Here is a 20129-nt window from a genome sequence, read left to right as displayed (position 1 = left end):
CATGGCAAGGGAGTGGTGCTGACGGCGGCAGCGAAGAAGCAGGCGAAGCAGCTGGAGGAGTTGGGCTATGGAGACTGCCCGATCTGTATGGCGAAGACGCAGTACAGCTTTTCCGACGACCAGAAGCTGCTGGGAGCGCCGAAGGACTTCGAGGTGACGGTAAGGAACCTGAAGATATCGGCAGGAGCAGGGTTCATCGTGGCATTGACAGGAGAGATCATGACGATGCCGGGACTGCCGAAGGTACCGGCCGCGGAGAAGATCGATGTGGATGAGAGCGGCAAGATCACAGGCCTGTTCTAATCTGGCACAACATTACTAAATATTTCTTTTTCATAGATTTGCGCCCGTTGTCTGACGGGCTGGGTTACAAGGGAGAAGGTTTTAAGCAATAGGGAAAGGCCATGTACAGTGGGGTGCATGGCCTTTTTTCTTGCCCTTCAAGTTTGAAATGTGGTATGATATATCCACGACTTGTCATAGTATACAACCAAATACTTTTTAGAATCTATTTGGGGATGTATCCAACTAAGTCCCCGTCAGACACCGTCAGAAGTTCCGAGCCGTCACGATGTCGGTTCGCTGGCGATGCAGGGGCCGCTTTATCCCCGCTCCGGCAGTACCGCTCACATGTCAACAGGAAATCCTTATGATTTCCCATCTCCTGTTCGCTCAAAAACGGAATCGGATTTTCCGTTTTTGCCTCCCTCTGCCTGGGGAACACCGGCCGCTGCCCTGCGGCGCTCTCCTTTAGGCCGGCCCGGAATCGTTCTGCCGGTTTTTTGTCTGCCGCACCGTTATGAATGTTTTCCATTTTCCTGATTCCAGAAAAGGATTGGATAGCCACAGGGCCCGCACGCCTTACGGCGGCGGGCCTCCGTGGCCGCCTCAATGGCTTTCACAACAAATAAAAGCTTATTTCAGTGCGGGAAGAGGAGCAGGAGGAACAATCCGATTCCATCGTAAGGGGAGCGCTGCAAAGGCGTTGGCAGGATCTTCCCGGCCGGAGGGAGGCAAAAATCGCATATCATGCGGATTTTTGTTGGAATCTGACATGGAAAAATATCGATTTATCCATGTCAGTTGGAAAGGACCGACCGAAGGCCGCAAAGATGCTGGTTACGGCTGCCAGCGACCCGCCTGGATGGAAGCGGACTTACTCCTGTCTCCTCGGTTTGATATAATAGGTTTGTTTGTAAGGTATTTAAAGGTATGATATGACAGAGATTCGGTCCGCGGATGTTTACAGACGCGGCGGAAGAAAGAGAGGGGCCTTTTTATGAAAATTGAGATTCCGCCTCATGTGGCTTCTATTATCGGTATCCTGGAGGAGGCTGGATATGAGGCCTATGCTGTGGGCGGCTGTGTCAGGGACACGCTTCTGGGACGGGTGCCGGAGGACTGGGATATCACCACGTCGGCCAGGCCGGAGCAGGTGAAACGGCACTTTCGGAGAACTGTGGATACGGGCATCCAGCATGGAACTGTCACAGTTCTCATGGGGAAATGCGGGTATGAAGTGACCACATACCGCCTGGATGGAGAATACGAGGATGGGAGACATCCGAAGGATGTCACCTTTACGGCGAGTCTTAGAGAGGATCTCAGGCGGCGGGATTTTACCATCAATGCCATGGCTTACAGCGATAAATCAGGAATTATTGATGAATTCCATGGAATGGATGACCTAAAATCAGGAATCATCCGCTGTGTGGGAAGCGCAGAAGAGCGATTTACGGAAGACGCGCTGCGTATCCTGAGGGCAGTCCGGTTTTCGGCCCAGCTGGGATTTTCCATAGAAGAGGAAACGAGCAGGGCGATACAGAAAATGGCCTCCCGACTGGAACTGATCAGCAGGGAGAGAATACAAGCAGAGCTGGATAAACTTCTGTGTTCTCCGCATCCGGAATATTTCCGCAAGGCGTACGAGCTGGGAATCACTGCCGTGGTGATTCCGGAATTTGACCGGGCCATGGAGACGCCTCAGAGAAACCTCTATCACCGGCTGTCGGTGGGTGAGCATACGCTGAGGACGCTGGAAAACATAAGGGTGGACCATATCCTGCGCTGGACGATGCTCCTTCATGATCTGGGAAAGCCTCAGGTGAGATCGGAGGATGAACAGGGGAACATCCATTTTTATCATCATGCAGAGGCCGGCGCGGAGATAGCAAGGAAGATCATCCGGAGACTCAAGTTTGACAACGCTACTCTGGATGCGGTGACGACCTTAGTCACATATCATGATTTTCCGTTTCCTATTTCCAAAGAAGGAGTCAGGGAAGCTCTGAACCGTGTGGGAAGGGACCTGTTTCCTCTGTTGCTGGAGGTATGTACTGCCGACAGTATGGGAAAGAACGAATATGCGAGGGAGATGTATCTGCCAAAGCTCCTGCAGGTACAGGAATATTATAAGGAAATCCTTGAGTCCGGAGATTGTGTGTCTCTCAGTGAATTGGCCATAAAAGGCGGGGATCTGATCGGCGCTGGCATGAAGCCGGGAAAGAAGCTGGGTGAATGTCTTCAAAGATGCCTGGAATCAGTTCTGGAATGCCCTGAACGGAACACGAAGGAGTATTTGCTGGACTTTGCCGTGCAGATATGGAATGAAAAAACGACTTCGGAATCAGAATTTCATGAATAAAGAAATTTAATTAATTACTTATGATTATTCGGAATAATGCTTCTCTTATTGTCATTTATTTGGAACATGCTATACTCAAAACATACTATACAGGCTGTGAACGACGCATGGCTGGAACGGAGGGTTTTTCATGAAGACGAGCGCGGATATACAAAGGATGTGCGAGGAATTTCAGATTCAGATGATTGACTTTAAGATGACGGATATTGACGGCAGATGGCGTCATATCACCATTCCCAGAGAGAGATTTGACGACGATATATTCAGATACGGCGTTGGTTTTGATGGATCTAATTATGGATACGCGCCGATTGAAAAAAGTGATATGGTGTTTATTCCGGATCCCGACAGCGCGGCCGTCGACCCGTTTGCCGGAGTCCCCACGCTTACTATGTGCGGCAATGTATGTACCATAGGCAATGAGGAAAATACACCCTTCGACCAGTATCCGAAAAATGTCAGTCTGAGAGCGCTGGAATACATGAAAGAAACCGGAATCGCGGACCGGATGGTCATCGGGCCGGAGTTTGAATTTTATGTGCTGGATAAAGTACGCTATCAGGTGTCGCCGGAATTCAGCGGCTACCAGCTGGATACCCGCCAGGCAGAATGGAACTGCAGCTTGTCCGTTCCCGGTAACAATGGCTATGAAGTGGCTTATAAAGGCGGCTATCACGCTTCTGCGCCCCAGGATGTGGGATACGATCTGAGGAGCAGGATGTGTCTTGCCATGGAAGACTGGGGAATCAAGGTCAAATACCATCATCACGAGGTGGGTGGTCCGGGCCAGATGGAAATAGAAGTGGAGCTCGGCGACATGGCGGAGATGGCCGACAATACCATGATCATAAAATATATCATCAAAAATATGGCCGCAGCCGAAGGAAAGACTGCGACTTTTATGCCCAAGCCTATTTATAAAGAGGCGGGAAACGGACTTCATGTCCATATGCTGCTTTTCAAAGATGGAAAGCCGGTATTCTATGACCAAAACGGTTATTCCGGGCTCAGCCGGGAAGCCCACTACTTCATCGGGGGCCTTTTAAAACATATCTCCTCTCTGTGTGCTTTTACCAATCCTTCCACCAACTCTTTTAAAAGGCTGGTACCGGGATATGAAGCTCCCGTCACCATTGGATATGCCACTTCAAACCGGAGCGCGGTCATCCGAATCCCCGCCTATGCCAAGGCGCCGGAGACGAAACGGTTTGAACTGCGGAACCCTGATGCTACGGCGAATCCCTATTATGCGTATGCGGCAATCCTGATGGCTGGCCTGGACGGCATACGGAATAAAATAGACCCTGAGGCCAACGGATGGGGGCCCTATGATTTTAACCTCTACCATCTTTCAGCAGAGGAGCAGAAAAAGATCAAGGGGCTTCCCAGGTCCCTGGGTGAGGCGTTGGACGCTCTTGAGGCGGATCATGATTATCTGACTGCCGGCGGAGTATTTCCGGAGCGGCTGATAGAGATATGGCTGGAGAAAAAACGGGCAGAGTTAAAGGAAATCGAGCAGATTCCCAGCCCGGCAGAATTTAAGTATTATTATGACTTATGATGATTCATACTGATGAATTATCGATTTGCTTTTTAAATGGAAAAGGAGAAATGATGAAAGTTATTCAGGTAAATAATTACGAAGAGCTGGGCAAGATCGCAGGAGAAATGATACTTGAGCAGATGGAGGCAAAGAGCGACAGTGTCCTCGGGCTGGCGACAGGAGAGACTCCCGTGGGGATATACCGGTATCTTGCAGAGGAATATCGGAACAGGAATCTGAGCTTTTCAAAAGTGCGTACGGTAAATCTGGACGAATATATCGGCATGGACGGGCGTGATGAGCAGTCCTACCGTTACTTTATGAATCAACATCTTTTTGACAGGGTGGATATCCGGAAAGAATTTACGGAAGTCCCCAATGGCAAATGTGAAAATGCGGAACAGGAATGTCTCAGATATGAGAAACGCATAGAGGAATTCGGAGGCATCGATATACAGATATTGGGGATGGGAGAAAACGGACATATCGGATTCAACGAACCTGGCAGCGAATTCATTTGTGATACCCATGTGGTGAGTTTGACGGAGGAGACAAGAGAGGTAAACGCGAGGTTCTTCGACTCTGCGGACAACGTACCGGAGCAGGCGATCACCATGGGAATTCGTACCATTCTGAAAGCCAGAAAGATTATATTAGCCGCATTCGGCGTGAAAAAGGCCGAGGCTCTCGCCGGTGTGCTTAAGGACCGGGTGACGCCCTGGCTGCCGGCTTCCGTCCTGCAGTTCCATCCGGACGTGACTGTGATTGCGGATGCGGCGGCACTGTCGAAATGCAGCGGCCTTTATTGAGCGGAAGCGGAATAGAAAATAAGTGAATTAAAAAGGAGACCTGTCTGTGTGCCGGGTCTCCTTTTTGTATGCCTAAAGATTCTCTGCTTTCAGCAGACGGTCCATCAGCTCCACTACCTTCATGGTACAGTCCATAAATGCGGAAGAAAAATCTCCGGTGGACAATGCTTCTTCTATATCCTGTATTTCGTACTGCAGGGCCTTGGAAGTTTCTCCGATCTCCAGAAGCTCTTCAGAGCCATCGGGATATACCAGAGCTGCTTTGTCGGCGCGCACGTAGTTCATGACGGTTATGTAGGCTTTTTCCCCGGCGATGATTCCCCGCTTGGGCAGTTTGGCCCGGAAGGTCAGGTTGACGCTGCCGATTTCCTGGGCGCTGGTCTTGAGGGAGATGCTCCACATTTCGTCTACGCCGGTGGGATAGCGGCCCATTAAATGGGTGAGTTCTGTCAGATCTCCGGACAGGAAATAGGTCACGAAAGAAAGGCCGTAGGTTCCGATGTCCAGCATGGCGCCTCCTCCTAGATCCGGATTAAAAAAGCGGTTTGTGGGATCATCTTCTTTCAGGCTTCCCAGCTCTGCTTCCACAAATTTGATCTTTCCCAATTTGCCGGACGCTATCAAGTTCTTGATCTCTTTGAAGATGGGCATGTGATAGATGGTCATGGCTTCGCATAGCAGAAGCCCTTTCTCCTGGGCCAGGAAGTAAGCGGTCTTCATTTCTTCAAAGTTTCCCCAGATGGCCTTCTCGCAGAGGACATGTTTGCCGTGCTCCAGACATGCCAGGATACATTTGTAGTGCTGGCTGTTGACGGTAGCTACGTAAACGACATCTACGCCGGGGTCGTTAAGAAGCTCTTCATAAGAACCATATGCCCGGTCGGCTCCATATTTTTTCTGGAAATCCAGTGCGGTATCCAGAGATCTGGATGCCACGGCATAAAGCGGGTGAAGCTTTGCCATATTGTCTGCAAATTCATGAGCGATGTTGCCCAGTCCCAAAATTCCCCAGTTGAACTGTTTCATTGTCTATATCCACCTTTCTTAATGGCTGATGATTATATTCTCTTTTATAACAAGCAAAAGCCCCTTGGGCAAGATCGCACTGCGGCGGAGCAGAATTATGTCGCTAATGCGACCTGCCGCAGGCGGAGAATCCCGCCCACGGGATTTTTTATTCTAAATACCATAGTTTTTTGCGTTATGGCAGGCGGTTTTTTAAAGAACTAAGTGTACGTACAACAAGACATATATAAGACAAAGGTATAGGAGGCAGACTTGGCTCTAAAAAATGTAACTAAAATAAAGAGAAAAGATGAGTGGGAAAGACCATTTAAATTCATAATAAGTGATTAAATCAAAAATGTCAAAGATTTTTTTCGGAAATTACCTAAAAATTTTTTCACAAAATAAAGGCGAAATTGTAGTTGACAGAGAAAAATAAATATGATAAATTAAAATACGTAACAACGTAGATATGTACGTACAAACATATCCATGTGGAGAGAAAAGGAAAAAGGTAAAAGTCATGAAGGTGTTAGCGGTTGGGATGATGGTATGCGATATACCTCTGACTCCAGTGCCAAAGTCTATCTTCCAGATGGAAAAGGCGGAAATCGAAGAGCCTCAGGTGACGACGGGAGGAGATGCCCTGAACGTGGCGGTTACACTGGCCAAGCTGGGTACGGAGGTTTCGATCGCCGGACGTCTGGGAATGGATGAAAACGGCCGGGAGGTCATGAGACAGGCGGAGAGACACGGGGTGGATACTACCTACATTATCTGGGACGGCGGACATAAAACCGCGGTATCGTATTTACTGCTGGATGAAGAAGGAGAAAAGCATGCCCTTTCCAACACCCGCATTTACCATGCGCTCAGTGCAGCGGATGTACCGGAAAGAGCGGTTCAGGAGGCAGATATCGTATACTTTGGAAGCGCGTTCCAGATGAGACAGATGGATGACGGCGGTATCCTGGAGCTGTTTCAGAGGGCGCACCGATATGGAAAGGTCACGGCCATGGACACGGCTTTGAACGATAATATGGAAAGCAGGGAGAGACTGCTGGAGAAGCTGTTCCCGGTTTTTAAGGAGACCGATATATTTTTGCCCAGCGGCAAAGAAGCGTCATTGCTTTCAGGACAGAGGAAGCCGCACAAGATGGCGGAGTTTTTTAAAGATATGGGAGTAAAGATCTGCGGAATCAAACTGGGTGATGAGGGCTGTTATGTGACGGATATCTGCCGGGAATTTGAGATACCATGTTTTTCAGGCTTTAAGGCGGTAGATACCACCGGAGCGGGGGATTCTTTTGTGGGAGGCTTCTTATGCGGATATCTCCAAGGGTGGGATATTGAGGAGTGTGCCATTTTTGCGTCGGCAGTAGCCGCTCATAATGTCGCGGTCAAAGGCGCTACGGGCGGCGTCCCGGATTTCCGGACAGTGATGGAGTATCTGGGGAAACAGGGCTTGAAAATAAAAAAATAATGAAAAGAATGGGAGGAAAAAAGATGAAATTTGTACCTATGAAAGAAATTCTTGAGCTGGCACAGGAAAAGAAGGTGGCCTACGGCGGATATGTATTCTGGTCCTATGAGGTAGCCAAAGCGGCCTCGGAGGCGGCATCTGCACTCAATGTGCCGCTGATCCTTATGTGCGGACAGGGAGAGATCGATATGATGGGAGGATTTGAGGGAACGGTGGCTGCCGCGAAAGCCGCGTGCCGGGATGCTTCTGTGCCGGTCGCCCTTCATCTGGACCATTCGCTGAGCTTTGAAGCCTGCAGCGAAGCCATTAATGCGGGATTTTCTTCTGTCATGATAGACAAATCGGCACTGCCCTTTGAAGAAAATATAAAAGAGACCAGGAAGGTCGTGGAAAGAGCTCATGCGGCCGGGGTAACTGTGGAAGGAGAGCTGGGGCGCCTGGTGGGAGAAGAAGGAGCTGTAGCTGTGAAAGGGCCGGAGGCTGCCCAAACGGATCCGGAGGAGGCAAGAGAGTTTGTGGAACGGACCGGCATTGACGTGTTGGCGATCAGTATTGGAACTCAGCATGGACAGTATCGGTTTGAACCGAAGCTGAACATAGAACGGCTGAAAAGAATCGAGAAATCGGTGACGGTTCCGCTCGTGCTGCACGGAGGCTCAGGAACGCCCATGGAACAGGTCCAGGAAGCCATCCGAAACGGAATCCGAAAGATCAACATCTGTACGGACATTGTGATCGCCATGGGACAGCAGTACATAAGGACCCAATCGGAAGAGGGCTTCCGGTACTCCACCGCAAATCTGTTTCTTCCGGTCTATCAAGCTGTGAAGGATGAAATCGCCGGCAAGATGAAAGCCTTTTTGCTGCAGTAAAGATTTTGTGTACGCATGGAAGGACGGGATACCATGAAAGAGACAATAAAAGCGGGGCTTGACAGGAGCATTCCGATCCCTCTGTATTTTCAGCTGGAGAACTGGATACTGAACGAAATAAAAAAAGGAACCTATTCTGTGGGCCAAAGCATACCTCCGGAGAATCAGCTTAAGGAGATGTTTCAGGTGAGCAGGACCACTGTGCGCCAGGCAGTCAACAAGTTGGTACAAGCTGGCTGGCTTACCCGGAACGGGACAAGGGGGACAGTTGTCACCGTACCGAAACAAAGAAGCGCCAGCGTCCGGTCTATGGAGCCGTTCAACCGACAGATCATCCGGGCAGGCCAAGTGCCCAGGACAGAGGTGCTGGAACTTCAGATCGTTCCTGCAGACGAAGAACTGGCGGGATATTTTGGGGTCCGGCGAGGGGACAAGATGATATCGATGTTCCGCAGAAGATTTGCCGACGAAGTGGCTGTAATGACTATTCGAAGTTATCTGGTTTATGAGACATGCAGCTTTATCCTGGACCATGATTTTACGGAAGAGTCTTTATATGAAGTACTTTCGGCCAGGGAAGAGACAAAGACCTTTGGAGTGCGTCAGGTGGTAGAGGCACAGGTGCCGTCGCCGGAGGATATGAAACTATTTCATATGAACAGCATGAAGCCGATCTTAAGCTTCCGGTGTTTTGACCGGAACAGCGCAGGAGCAGTGGTGTCTTACAACCTGATCCGTTACCGGGGAGATTTCATGAGGTTTGAGGTGGATGTGGTGGAAGGCACTTCGAATCCGAACTTCTGTCCGCCGGATTAAGCACAGCTGCCGCAGACGCAGGTTAAGAAAGTATTGAGGTGAGAGATTGGAAAGCAATTACATATTAGAATGTGTCGGGATCTCAAAGGCATTTGGAGGCACGCAGGCCCTTTCCGATGTACAGCTCCATATCCGGAAGGGCGAGGTCCATGCGCTTTTGGGTGAAAACGGTGCGGGGAAATCCACCTTGATGAAAATCATCATCGGCCTTTATAAGGCGGACAGCGGGCAGATAATATTTGAAGGGAATCCCTATTCTGTCCACGGTCCGGCTGAAGCCATCGCAGCGGGGATATCTATGATTCACCAGGAGCTGAATCCGGAGCCGTATCTGACGATCGCGGAAAGCATTTTCCTAAACAGAGAAGATACGAGAAAAGGGCTTTCGCTTTTGGATAAGAAAAAGACCAACAGAAAAGCGGAAGAAATTCTTTCGCAGTTTGGATTCCCAAAAGGTGCTAAAACCATGATGGAGGATCTGACTCTGGCACAGGTGCAGATGGTGGAGATCATCAAAGCGGTCTCCTGCGATGCGCGGGTCATCATTATGGACGAACCCACTTCTTCCTTGGACAGCGAAGAGACAGAGCACTTGTTCTGTACGATTCGTGAATTGAAGCAAAAGGGTGTTTCTGTCATTTACATATCCCATCGGATGGAAGAAATCTTTCAAATCTGTGACAAGGTGTCGGTGTTCCGGGACGGCCAGTTCGTGGGGAGCCGTTCCATGGAGGGCGTGACTTCTAAGGAGCTGATATCCATGATGGTGGGCAGGACGGTGGAAAATATATTTCCGAAGACGGAATGTTCCATCGGAGACGTCGTGTTTCAGGTGGAAGGTTTATCGGGAAAGGGATTCAGGGATATCTCCTTTGAAGTGAGAGCGGGAGAGATTCTGGGCATATCCGGTCTGGTTGGTTCTGGACGGAGCGAGACTATGCGGGCCATATTCGGTCTGGATCCTTTGACTGAAGGGAAGATTTTCCTGGAAGGGAAGGAAATCACCATTAAAGGGCCGAAGGATGCCATTGCGAAGGGCATTGCAATGGTAAATGAGGATAGGAAAACATATGGCCTCTGTCTGTATCGCTCTTTAAGGGAAAATATTTCTCTTCCCAACCTTCCGAAGCGTCAGAAGAAACTGTTTATCAATCAGAAAAGGGAAAAGAAGGAGTGCCAGGAGGTGTCGAAACAGCTGACGGTGAAAACATCGGGCATCGAGGCAGACGCTTACTCTCTGTCCGGGGGAAATCAGCAGAAAGTAGTTTTATCCAAATGGCTCATGGCCGATCCTAAGGTACTGATACTGGACGAACCTACCAGGGGCGTGGATGTGGGGGCAAAATCGGAGATTCATACTCTGATGTGCCGGTTTGCCGCTCAGGGACTTGCTATCATCATGATCTCTTCAGAGCTCCCGGAGGTAATGGGGATGAGCGACCGGATACTGATCTATCACGAAGGAAGGCTGAACGGCGAAGTGTCCCGGAAAGAGATTCTGGGCGGCGGCATTACTCAGGAGGTCATCCTGGCGAAGGAGTTCGGAGGAAAGTAGAGGAGGATTTCAAGTGGCGGACAAAAAAGAAAAAAAGATATTGGGGATGACTCAGGATGAGTTCAACTTATTCAGAAAGCGTTATGGAATAGCGGCGATCATGATAGTCATGATCATTCTTCTGGCAATCGTCTCACCTACCTTCCGGACGGCGGGAAATGTCGTGAGCATCGCGCTCCAGGTATCCATAAACGGGATTCTTGCTCTGGGAATGGTATTCGTGATCACTGCGGGAGGCATCGACCTTTCCATCGGCGCCATGCTGGCCCTGACCAGCGTGATCGTCGGTATTGTGCTGAACTCCACAGGAAGCATTTTCCTCGCGTGCGTAATCTCTGTGGCCGTGACTACGGCTCTTGGATTTGTAAACGGCGCACTGATTGCTAAATTCAATATGTTTCCTTTTGTGGTGACTCTGGCTATGCAGCTGGTGATCCGCGGGGCGGGATATGTACTCTCCGGAGGCTATTCGGCCTCCCTGGCAAATGCGGATTTCAAGATGATCGGAGCAGGAAAACTGGCCGGCATCCCTTATCCGGTATTTATCTGGCTGGCGGTTGCCGTTCTGGCTTACCTGCTGATGCATTGGACGAAATTCGGCCGCTATATCTACGCGGTGGGAGGAAATATCAACGCAGCTCAGGCATCGGGGGTAGATGTGTTCTGGACAAGGACAAAATCCTTTGTTATCAGCGGTTTCTGCAGCGGCGTGGCCGGGATTATCATGACAAGCCGTATCTCGGCGGCACAGCCTAACATCGGTGTGGGATATGAAACAGATGCCATTGCGGCCTGTGTGATCGGCGGAACTTCGTTTTCCGGAGGGATTGCTACTATACCTGGAACCATGATCGGTATTATCATAATCGGTCTTATATATAACGGCATGAATCTCCTGGGGATCAATTCATATTGGCAGACGATCACGAAAGGCCTGCTGATCATTGGAGCCGTTATGCTCGATATGTTCACCAATAAACGGGGATAAAAACCTTTGTGGGGATAGAGGAAACCTGGCCGGTCATGGCCGGTAAAACTATATAAAAAGGAGGAAATGAAACATGAAGAAATGGATGGCTTTGGTTTTGGCGTTGGTGATGGTTCTCAGTCTTGCAGCCTGCGGCAGCAAAAAAGTGGATGAAACTACAAAAGCGCCGGATACGAAAGGGACAGAAAAGGAAGAGACAGAGGCCGCAGATACGACAGCGGCAAAGGAGGATACGGAAGCGGGAAGCGCCGGAGACGTGAACGGAGACGGAAAGATCATTGTCGGTTATATTGCCAAGAACACGGTGGATGCTTTTCACGCTACGCTGAATAAGACGGCGGAGGCAAAGCTGGACGCTCTGGTGAATGAGGGGACCATTGATGAATGGAAAATGCTGGACGGCCAGTCTGATCCGATTATTCAGTGTAATCTGCTGGAGGACGCGCTCAATATGGGCGCGGATCTGATCGTTCTGCTTCCTGCCGAGGCGGCCGGTTCCGCGCCAATCCTGGAACGCTGTAAGGAAGAGGGCGTTCCCTGTCTGGTGGTAAACTCCATGACGGATAACACAGAAGAGCTGGCAACGGCGTTCGTAGGTTCTGATGATGTGCAGGCCGGTGAAATGATGGCAGAATACGTACAGTCAGTTTATCCCGAAGGAGGGAAGTACGGGCATGTGCAGGGCGTGATCGGAAATTCTGCCCAGATCCAAAGAAGCGAAGGAATCCATAATATTCTGGACGCGGACAGCAAATGGGAGATGCTGGATGAACAGTCCGGCGAGTGGCAGGCAGAAAAAGCCGTGAAATTTGCCGAGGACTGGCTGGGACGCTGGGGAGACGATCTGACCTGCATCATATGTGAGGACGATGGTTCTTCCGCGGCCGTACAGACATCTATGAACTCCAAGGGGAGGACCGATATGGTCTGCATTGGAGTAAATGGGGAAGCGGCGGCTCTGGATATGATCCAAAAGGGCGAAATGCAGGCGACGATCTATCAGGACGGCGCAGGCCAGGTGGGAAAGGCCATTGAGCTGATTCCCGATATCCTCTCAGGAAAATCCGTAGAAAAGAGTTATATGATCGATTTTGTACTGATCACGAAAGATAATGTAGAAGATTACATTCAGTGATGGGAGGGGCCGCCGCGTGTAAAGCGGCGGCCTGTTTATGTGCCGGAATTCAGAGATGTTCCTGGCAGACTTCAACTTCATATTTATTCAGCCCTCCATGATAACGGGAAAACGCGTAGTCGATCAGCACGTCATCCTGTGTACGGGAAACGGTCCGGAAGCCGAGGACAGGGCTCCCGCAGGCGAGGTTCAGAAGTTTTTCGTCTTCAGGGGTGGCTTTATCCGCAGAAATGATGTTCCTCACAAGATAAGGAGCGGTCTCAGGCTTTTGGGAGAGAATCTCGTATAAAGATTCTTTTTCAAAGTTATGGCTGAGTATGAATCCACACAGGGAATAGGGCATGTAATTCTGGATGGTGACCAGCGGGGTCGAATCGGCAAAACGGCGTCGTGACAGGTAGATCAGTTTTTCACCAGGTTCCAGATCAAGCCATGCGGCCTGCTCTTCGGTGGAGGATATGATCTTCATGTCCAGGAGTTCTGTTCTTGCGGTTTTTCCGGTTTTCTTTACCTGCTGGTAGAAAGGTTCGAAGGACCTGATATAGCCGGGGATCTGTTTTTCCCGGGGATTTGTGACGAAGGTCCCTTTGCTGGTCCTCCGCTCCAGCCATCCTTCCTGTACAAGTTCGGTGATTGCCTGGCGTATGGTGGTGCGGCTGATATGAAAGCGGTCCCGCAGCTCCAGCTCCGTAGGGATACAGCTCCCTACAGGATAGGTCCCGTTTTGTATTTCCTGGAGGAGAAAGCCCTTCAGCTGGTAATACAGGGGAATTGGAGTGGAACGGTCCAGATTATAATTTGCAAAAATCATGATACTCTCCTTTGATATGTTGTACGTACATTATTTATTTTTCGTCTTTATTATATATTGGAAACTCTATAAAAACAACTGTAATCGTTGCACTTTCTTCGACGTCGCAGAATAAAACAGAATTTTACTCTTTTTATAACTACGTAGGAACAAAGATACAAGTTTACCTAAATGAGATGAATGGAAGGGAGACAATATGGAATATATTAAATTAAATGAGACAATGGAATTTTCCCGCATTGTACAGGGACTCTGGAGACTGACCGACTGGGGGTTCACCACAGACCGGCTGATCGCTTTTATGGAAGGCTGTCTGGAAAGAGGGGTCACGACCTTTGACACGGCTGAGGTCTATGGCGATACGGAGTGTGAAAGTCAGTTGGGAAAAGCTTTTCGAGAGCGGCCGGATATCCGGGAAAAGATTCAGCTGGTATCCAAGACCGGGATCTATAAGGCTCAGATTGGAGATAAAACCTTCGGATATTATAATACGACTTATGACCGGCTGATGCAGTCCTGTAAAGAAGCCCTTCAGAGGCTGCAGTGTGAATATCTGGATCTGTATCTGATCCATAGGGAGGATCCCTGTATGGACCCTGATGAGACCGCAAGGGCTCTTAAGGATATGAAAAAACAGGGACTTATAAGGGAAGCGGGGGTATCCAATTTTGATCCATTCAAGTTCGGCGCGCTGAATCATGCCATGGACGGTACTCTGATTACAAACCAGATTGAATGGAATCCGGTCTGCTTTGAACATTTCAATTCAGGGATGATGGATATGCTGACAAAAGAGAAGATTCATCCGATGATATGGTCACCTTTGGCGGGAGGCCGTCTGTTCACCTCCAAGGAACCGGCATATGTAAAAGCCCTTTCAAAGATTCGGGAGATCGCGGTCCGCCACGGCGCAGAACCGGAGACCATTGTATACGCCTGGCTCCTCTATCATCCGGCAGGGGCACTGCCCATCAGCGGGAGCAACAAGCCGGAACGCCTGGACAGGGCGGTAAAAGCTCTTGATGTCCGGCTTGAACATTACGAGTGGTATGAGATCTACGCCGCAAGCGGACAGCAGACGATCCGATAGTTCTATTTTCTTTTATACCCCCTCCTGTCATGTTTCCGAGGTCGGATTCATAGGATAGAAGTAGCCAATTTTCAAGAGATTCTTATCAGGATACTTTTATAAGATTCCCATAGATTGATTTCAGAGAGATTTTGGAGGGGTGGACGTGAATGAACGAGGAACCGGCGTTTTAGAACAGTACGGGCTGGATGTGCAAAGGACCTGCCGCACAAGAGGAGCGGTGCTGTGTGAGACCAGCCAGGGCCTTAAGCTCCTGAAGGAGTGGACGGGGTCGGACAAACGGATTCAGCTGGAATATGAAGTGCTGTCGGCGCTGGGTGAGGAGACCGGGCTCCAGGTTGACTGTTGTATGAAGAACCTGGAAGGGAATCTGGTTTCCGTGGATGAAGACCAGTCCAGATATGTACTTCGAAACTGGTATGAGGGGCGGGAATGCAGCACCAGAGAAGTAGGTGAGATTCTGACCGCGGCGGAACTTTTGGCAAGGCTGCACCGGGGCTTAAGAAAGCTGGAGCTGGAGCATGTCCTGGACAGAAAAAGAGAAGAGTCACTGCTGGAGGAGCGGGAAAAAAGGAAGAGGATAGCCGACAGGATGCGGGAAGAAGCCGAAGCGGCGGAAGCTGAAGCAGGCATTGACGCGGGAGCCGAAGCGAAGGCTGCCAGTCTTAATGAGTTTTCCGGGGAGCAGGAGGAGACCGAACTGCAGGCTGATACATCATGCCAGTCTCCAGAATGTCTGTCGGAGCTTTTGGGAAGACATAACCGGGAGCTGCGCCGGACCAGAGCGTATGTGAAGGGCAGAAAAAGAAAAACAGATTTCGAACTGGTCGTCATAGGCGGGTTCGAAAAGTTTTACCGGCAGGCGGAAGAAGCGGCAGCGCTTTCCGAACAGCTGGAAAACATGCCGGATATTTGGTGGTGTCATGGAGAATACAGTCATCATCATGTGCTTCTGGGAGGACGGACACGGGCGGTCACGGACTTTTCCAGGATGCGCAGGGATATTCAGGTTTCAGATCTTTACTATTTTACCAGGAAGATATTGGAGAAGCACAGGTGGAATCTGAATCTTGGGCGTCAGATACTTGACGTTTATGCCGACAGCCTGCCTTTGAGCCATGAGGAATGGCAGTATCTCTACATCCTGTTTCTGTATCCGGAAAAATATTGGAAGCAGATCAACTATTATGTGAACTCCAATAAAGCATGGATACCGGCCAGGAATGTCGATAAACTAAAGGTTTTGGAGAACCAGTTTGAACCTAGGGAACAGTTTCTGGAGGAGCTCAAAGAACGGCTTTGAATCAGGCGGGAAGAGCGGAGTTTTCTTGTATTTTCCGGGGGGATATATTATAATGAATACAGACATGGCGGAATTTGGAAATCCGGCTCTTTATGAGCCGGGAAATAACCGCCCCAGGGAGGAAAATGCATGGACTACCGCAAAACATACGAGGAATGGCTGAACAACCCTTACATTGATGACAAGACGAAAGCAGAATTACAGGCGATAAAAGACGACGAGAACGAGATCAGGGAACGCTTTTATACAGAGCTTTCTTTTGGAACTGCAGGGCTTCGGGGCATTATCGGCGCCGGCATCAACCGTATGAATATCTATACGGTGAGAAAGGCCACGCAGGGGCTGGCAAATTATATCAAAAAAGCCGGTGGAGAGAAAAGAGGCGTGGCTATTGCTTATGATTCAAGGAGGATGTCGCCGGAGTTTGCGGATGAGGCCGCGCTCTGCCTGGCAGCCAATGGTATTAAAGCATATGTATTTGAGTCTCTCCGGCCCACCCCTGAGCTGTCCTATGCGGTACGGACGCTTGACTGTATTGCCGGAATCAATATAACGGCGAGTCACAATCCGCCTGAGTACAATGGATATAAGGTATACTGGGAGGACGGCGCGCAGATCACGCCTCCGCACGATGCCGGTATTATGGCCGAAGTAAAAGCAGTGACGGATTTCGCCTTGATGAAGACCATGGAAAAGGACGAGGCGGCAGAATCCGGCCTTTACGAGACGATTGGACAAGCAATCGACGACGCATATATAGCAGAACTTAAAAAACAGGTCAAGCATTGGGACAGCATAGCCGCGGAAGGGAAGAATCTGAAGATAGTCTACACCCCTCTTCATGGTACTGGAAATATTCCTGCCCGCCGTGTGCTTAGGGAACTGGGGTTTGAAAATGTTTATGTGGTGCCGGAGCAGGAGCTTCCCGACGGGGATTTCCCGACTGTGAGCTATCCGAACCCGGAGGCCGCAGAAGCGTTTGAACTGGCTCTTAAGCTTGCGGAGGAGAAGGATGCGGATTTGGTCTTGGCTACCGATCCGGATGCGGACAGGCTTGGGGTCTATGTGAAGGACAGCAAGTCCGGCGAATATATTACTCTGACGGGAAATATGTCCGGCTGTCTTTTGGCAGATTATGAAATCGGCCAGATGAAAGAGCTGGAAGGGCTTCCGGAAGACGGAGCCTTGATCAAGACGATTGTCACCTCCAATCTTGCGGATGCCATTGCGAAGTATTACGATGTGAGACTGATCGAGGTGCTCACCGGATTCAAATATATCGGACAGCAGATATTGGGTTTTGAGAAGTCCGGCAGGGGAACGTATCTGTTTGGCTTTGAGGAGAGCTACGGATGTCTGATCGGGACCCATGCAAGGGACAAGGACGCAATTGTAGCCACGATGGCGCTCTGCGAGGCGGCGGCTTATTATAAGACGAAGGGCATGACGCTGTGGGATGCCATGATCGATATGTATGAGCGGTATGGCTATTACAGAGACGATGTTCAGTCCATTACTCTGGCCGGAATGGAAGGGCTGGCGAAGATCAAGGAAATTTTGGAAACGCTTCGGAATAATACGCCGGAGGAAGTGGCTGGACACAGAGTGCTTTCTGCCAGAGACTACCAGAAGGACACAGTGGTGGATTTGGCCACCGGAGCGGTGCGGTCCACTGGGCTGCCGGCTTCCAACGTGCTATATTATGATCTGAGCGATGACGCCTGGCTGTGTGTGAGGCCTTCTGGCACAGAGCCGAAGGTGAAGTTCTATTACGGCGTGAAAGGGAGCTCATTTGACGAAGCAAAAGAGGAATCGGAAAAGTTCGGCAGGGAAGTGCTGGAGATGATTCACAGGATGCTTTAAAGAAAACAGATAAAGATTCCACAACCCCGGAAAGCGGGACCTCACGGTCCCGATTCCGGGGTTTCTTTTTCATTATCAAGCTTCTCATGAACAGGTGAAAGGGAAGTTTGAAGCGGGCATGTCAACTTTGTTCTTCTTCTAAATGAGGTTTTTCCTGCATACATTAGAAAGAGAATTGCCAAGGAGGACAACATGCGATGAAGAAATATCCAATGAAGCGGAAGGGGACGCGATGGCCGGAGGTGCTGCTTCTCTGCCTTCTTTTTGTTTTTCTTCTGGCTGGCTGCGGGAAGGGAAACGGAAGTGCCGAGAAGGAAAAGCTGGATTTTACGGTGGTAGAAGAAGCGGAGATACCGGAAGAACTGAAATCCATCATCGAGGAAAAAAAGGAAGCGGAATTCAAACTGACCTATACTTGTGACGGTGCTCTGTACCTGGTGGTCGGTATTGGAAAGCAGGCGACGGGAGGATATAGTATATCCGTGAAGGACCTGTATCTGCAAGATGGGTCGATCTGCCTGGAGACAGAATCCATGGGGCCGTCTCAGGGAGAGGAAGTCTCAAAAACGCCGTCTTATCCGTATATTGTTCTGAAACTTCAGTACCGGGAAGAACCGGTGGTATTTTTGTAGGAGGAAATCATGGAACTGAAAAAGAAAAGCATCCGTATGTGCAGACTGAAGAAAAAGACAGTGTCCCAGATTACCATGGATGACGACTTTATCGTCCCGGATGTGAAACCGGATATCGAAAAGATCATCCTGGATGACGGGGATGTGGAGATTGAAGAGATAAAACGGCTTACGGAGAAGGTAGAGCTTCGCGGAAAGCTGTCCTACCGGCTTCTGTACCACCCGGGAGAGGGCGGGCAGATTCAGGCGATGAAGGGGACCATACCTTTTGACGAATACGTGAACGTACCGGAACTGGAGGATAAAGACTATCTCCAGGCAGACGCGGAGATAGAAGACCTGACCATAGAGCTCATCCATTCCCGGAAGATCAATGTGAAGGCCATTGTTACCTTCCGTCTGACCGTAGAAGGCCTTGATGAGCAGATGGCTGTAACTGAGGTAGAGGATGAGGAGCCTGTTGAGATGCTGATGCGGGCCATCAGAGCCGCTCAGGCCGCTGTCTGCCAGAAGGATACATACCGGGTAAAGGAAGAGCTGGAAATCGGAAGCAGCCAGCCGGATATTGAAGAGCTGCTGTGGAGCCAGTGCCGGATCCGGAACGTACAGACGAAGCCGCTGGACGGCAAGCTCAGTATTCAAGGCACTTTGGCTGTTTTCTGTGTGTACCGCGGGCCAGAGGCACATATTCCGCCCCAATGGGTGGAACGGGAGCTGCCCTTTGCAGGAACCATGGATATTCCGGATGCCACCGAGGATATGTATCCGGAGATATCAGTGCGGCTGGCTCACTGTCAGCTGGAAGAGCAGCCGGACTTTGACGGAGAAAACCGGAGCATTGCCCTGGATGCAGTCTTGGAACTGGATATCAAGCTCTATGAGGAGGAAAGCATCCAGATAGTCACGGATGTCTATTCACCGGCGAAGGAGCTTGAACCGGAGTATCTGCCCGCGGAGGTGGAGGAAATTCTGGTGAAGAACAGCTCTAAGACTCGTCTGTCGGATAAGGTCAGGAGCGGCACCGGCGACAATATCCTCCAGATCTGCCATGTGGACGGCTCCATAAAACTGGATGATATGCGAGTGGTGGAAGGCGGTCTGCAACTGGAGGGCGCGCTTTGCCTGAAGATACTCTATATGACTGACAGCGACAGCCATCCTCTTCAGTCTATGAAGGGAGTAGTGCCTTTCCAGTATAAGGTAGAGGCAAAAGGCATAAATGAGCAGTGTATTTATCAGCTGAACACCGGATTGGAACAGCTGAGCGCAGTCATGATGGGCGGCGGGGAGATTGAAGTAAAAGCTGTAATCTTATTTGACCTGTTGGTCAGAAAGAAAATGAATGAGCAGATGATAACTGGGATTACGGAACAGCCTGTGGATCTGGAGGCTGTGCAGAAGCTGCCGGGGATCGTAGTTTATGTGGTGCAGCAGGAGGACACTTTGTGGAAGATCGCTAAAAGATTCCATGCCACGGTAGATTCTCTCCGCTCTGCCAATAACCTGAATGAGGAACCGCTGGCTCCAGGAAAGCGCCTTCTGGTGATCAAACAGGTGGAAGAGATCTTTTAAAAAAAGAA

19 protein-coding genes are annotated in these 20129 nt (G+C 50.0%); 16 read left to right on the top strand and 3 right to left on the bottom strand.

Annotated features, from left to right (window positions below; all coding sequences use genetic code 11):
* Positions 1-303 (top strand): formate--tetrahydrofolate ligase (locus LQE92_RS06755; RefSeq protein WP_231060973.1); only part of this gene is annotated, 303 nt, incomplete at its 5' end.
* 205 nt (positions 304-508) lie between these two features.
* Here the strand turns inward: LQE92_RS06755 and LQE92_RS06750 are convergent.
* On the bottom strand, positions 509-814 hold the full coding sequence (locus LQE92_RS06750; RefSeq protein ID WP_231062227.1) for a hypothetical protein: 306 nt from the start codon (positions 812-814) through the stop codon (positions 509-511).
* Positions 815-923: 109 nt separating this feature from the next.
* On the opposite strand from LQE92_RS06750, the gene LQE92_RS06745 reads away from it, so the two are divergent.
* From LQE92_RS06745 to nagB, 4 genes are all read left to right on the top strand, one after another.
* Positions 924-1184 (top strand): hypothetical protein, encoded by a 261-nt coding sequence (locus LQE92_RS06745; RefSeq protein ID WP_231062226.1) that lies wholly within the window; start codon positions 924-926, stop codon positions 1182-1184.
* Between the two features lie 95 nt (positions 1185-1279).
* Entirely contained in the window at positions 1280-2644 is a 1365-nt protein-coding gene (locus LQE92_RS06740; RefSeq protein WP_231062225.1) for a CCA tRNA nucleotidyltransferase, read from the top strand.
* Between the two features lie 130 nt (positions 2645-2774).
* A complete protein-coding gene (gene glnA / locus LQE92_RS06735) occupies positions 2775-4205 on the top strand; it encodes a type I glutamate--ammonia ligase (RefSeq protein ID WP_231062224.1) in 1431 nt (476 codons plus the stop codon).
* A 53-nt stretch (positions 4206-4258) separates the two neighbouring features.
* Positions 4259-4996, top strand: a complete 738-nt coding sequence (nagB, locus tag LQE92_RS06730; RefSeq protein WP_231062240.1) for a glucosamine-6-phosphate deaminase — start codon at positions 4259-4261, stop codon at positions 4994-4996.
* Between the two features lie 72 nt (positions 4997-5068).
* On the opposite strand, the gene LQE92_RS06725 is transcribed toward nagB, so the two are convergent.
* On the bottom strand, positions 5069-6022 hold the full coding sequence (locus LQE92_RS06725; protein ID WP_231062223.1) for a Gfo/Idh/MocA family protein: 954 nt from the start codon (positions 6020-6022) through the stop codon (positions 5069-5071).
* A 502-nt stretch (positions 6023-6524) separates the two neighbouring features.
* Here LQE92_RS06725 and LQE92_RS06720 point away from each other — a divergent pair.
* From LQE92_RS06720 to LQE92_RS06695, 6 genes are all read left to right on the top strand, one after another.
* Entirely contained in the window at positions 6525-7484 is a 960-nt protein-coding gene (locus LQE92_RS06720) for a carbohydrate kinase family protein (protein ID WP_231062222.1), read from the top strand.
* Between the two features lie 23 nt (positions 7485-7507).
* A complete protein-coding gene (locus LQE92_RS06715; RefSeq protein ID WP_231062221.1) occupies positions 7508-8356 on the top strand; it encodes a class II fructose-bisphosphate aldolase in 849 nt (282 codons plus the stop codon).
* 33 nt (positions 8357-8389) lie between these two features.
* Positions 8390-9172: a GntR family transcriptional regulator gene (locus LQE92_RS06710; protein ID WP_231062220.1), complete on the top strand. Its 783-nt coding sequence runs from the start codon at positions 8390-8392 to the stop codon at positions 9170-9172.
* Between the two features lie 46 nt (positions 9173-9218).
* Positions 9219-10727: a sugar ABC transporter ATP-binding protein gene (locus tag LQE92_RS06705; RefSeq protein WP_231062219.1), complete on the top strand. Its 1509-nt coding sequence runs from the start codon at positions 9219-9221 to the stop codon at positions 10725-10727.
* Between the two features lie 13 nt (positions 10728-10740).
* Positions 10741-11715, top strand: coding sequence for an ABC transporter permease (locus LQE92_RS06700; protein WP_231062218.1), 975 nt, complete (start codon positions 10741-10743; stop codon positions 11713-11715).
* 73 nt (positions 11716-11788) lie between these two features.
* A complete protein-coding gene (locus LQE92_RS06695) occupies positions 11789-12850 on the top strand; it encodes a substrate-binding domain-containing protein (RefSeq protein ID WP_231062217.1) in 1062 nt (353 codons plus the stop codon).
* Positions 12851-12899: 49 nt separating this feature from the next.
* On the opposite strand, the gene LQE92_RS06690 is transcribed toward LQE92_RS06695, so the two are convergent.
* Positions 12900-13661 carry a GntR family transcriptional regulator gene (locus LQE92_RS06690; protein ID WP_231062216.1) on the bottom strand — a complete coding sequence of 254 codons (762 nt, stop codon included), beginning with the start codon at positions 13659-13661 and terminating at the stop codon, positions 12900-12902.
* Positions 13662-13857: 196 nt separating this feature from the next.
* Between LQE92_RS06690 and LQE92_RS06685 the strand changes: the two genes are divergently transcribed.
* From LQE92_RS06685 to LQE92_RS06665, 5 genes are all read left to right on the top strand, one after another.
* A complete protein-coding gene (locus LQE92_RS06685) occupies positions 13858-14751 on the top strand; it encodes an aldo/keto reductase (RefSeq protein WP_231062215.1) in 894 nt (297 codons plus the stop codon).
* A 145-nt stretch (positions 14752-14896) separates the two neighbouring features.
* Positions 14897-16054: a protein kinase family protein gene (locus tag LQE92_RS06680; RefSeq protein WP_231062214.1), complete on the top strand. Its 1158-nt coding sequence runs from the start codon at positions 14897-14899 to the stop codon at positions 16052-16054.
* 129 nt (positions 16055-16183) lie between these two features.
* Complete coding sequence (locus tag LQE92_RS06675; RefSeq protein WP_231062213.1) at positions 16184-17917, top strand: phospho-sugar mutase; 1734 nt, start codon at positions 16184-16186, stop codon at positions 17915-17917.
* 197 nt (positions 17918-18114) lie between these two features.
* Positions 18115-18549: a protease complex subunit PrcB family protein gene (locus LQE92_RS06670; protein WP_231062212.1), complete on the top strand. Its 435-nt coding sequence runs from the start codon at positions 18115-18117 to the stop codon at positions 18547-18549.
* A 9-nt stretch (positions 18550-18558) separates the two neighbouring features.
* Positions 18559-20121: a DUF3794 and LysM peptidoglycan-binding domain-containing protein gene (locus LQE92_RS06665; RefSeq protein ID WP_231062211.1), complete on the top strand. Its 1563-nt coding sequence runs from the start codon at positions 18559-18561 to the stop codon at positions 20119-20121.
* The last annotated feature ends 8 nt before the right edge of the window (positions 20122-20129 follow it).

Source organism: Lientehia hominis, from assembly GCF_021044755.1.
GTDB classification, from domain to species: domain Bacteria; phylum Bacillota; class Clostridia; order Lachnospirales; family Lachnospiraceae; genus Lientehia; species Lientehia hominis.
Note: the sequence above shows the minus strand (reverse complement) of the source record. Positions and strands in the feature narration are given on the sequence as shown.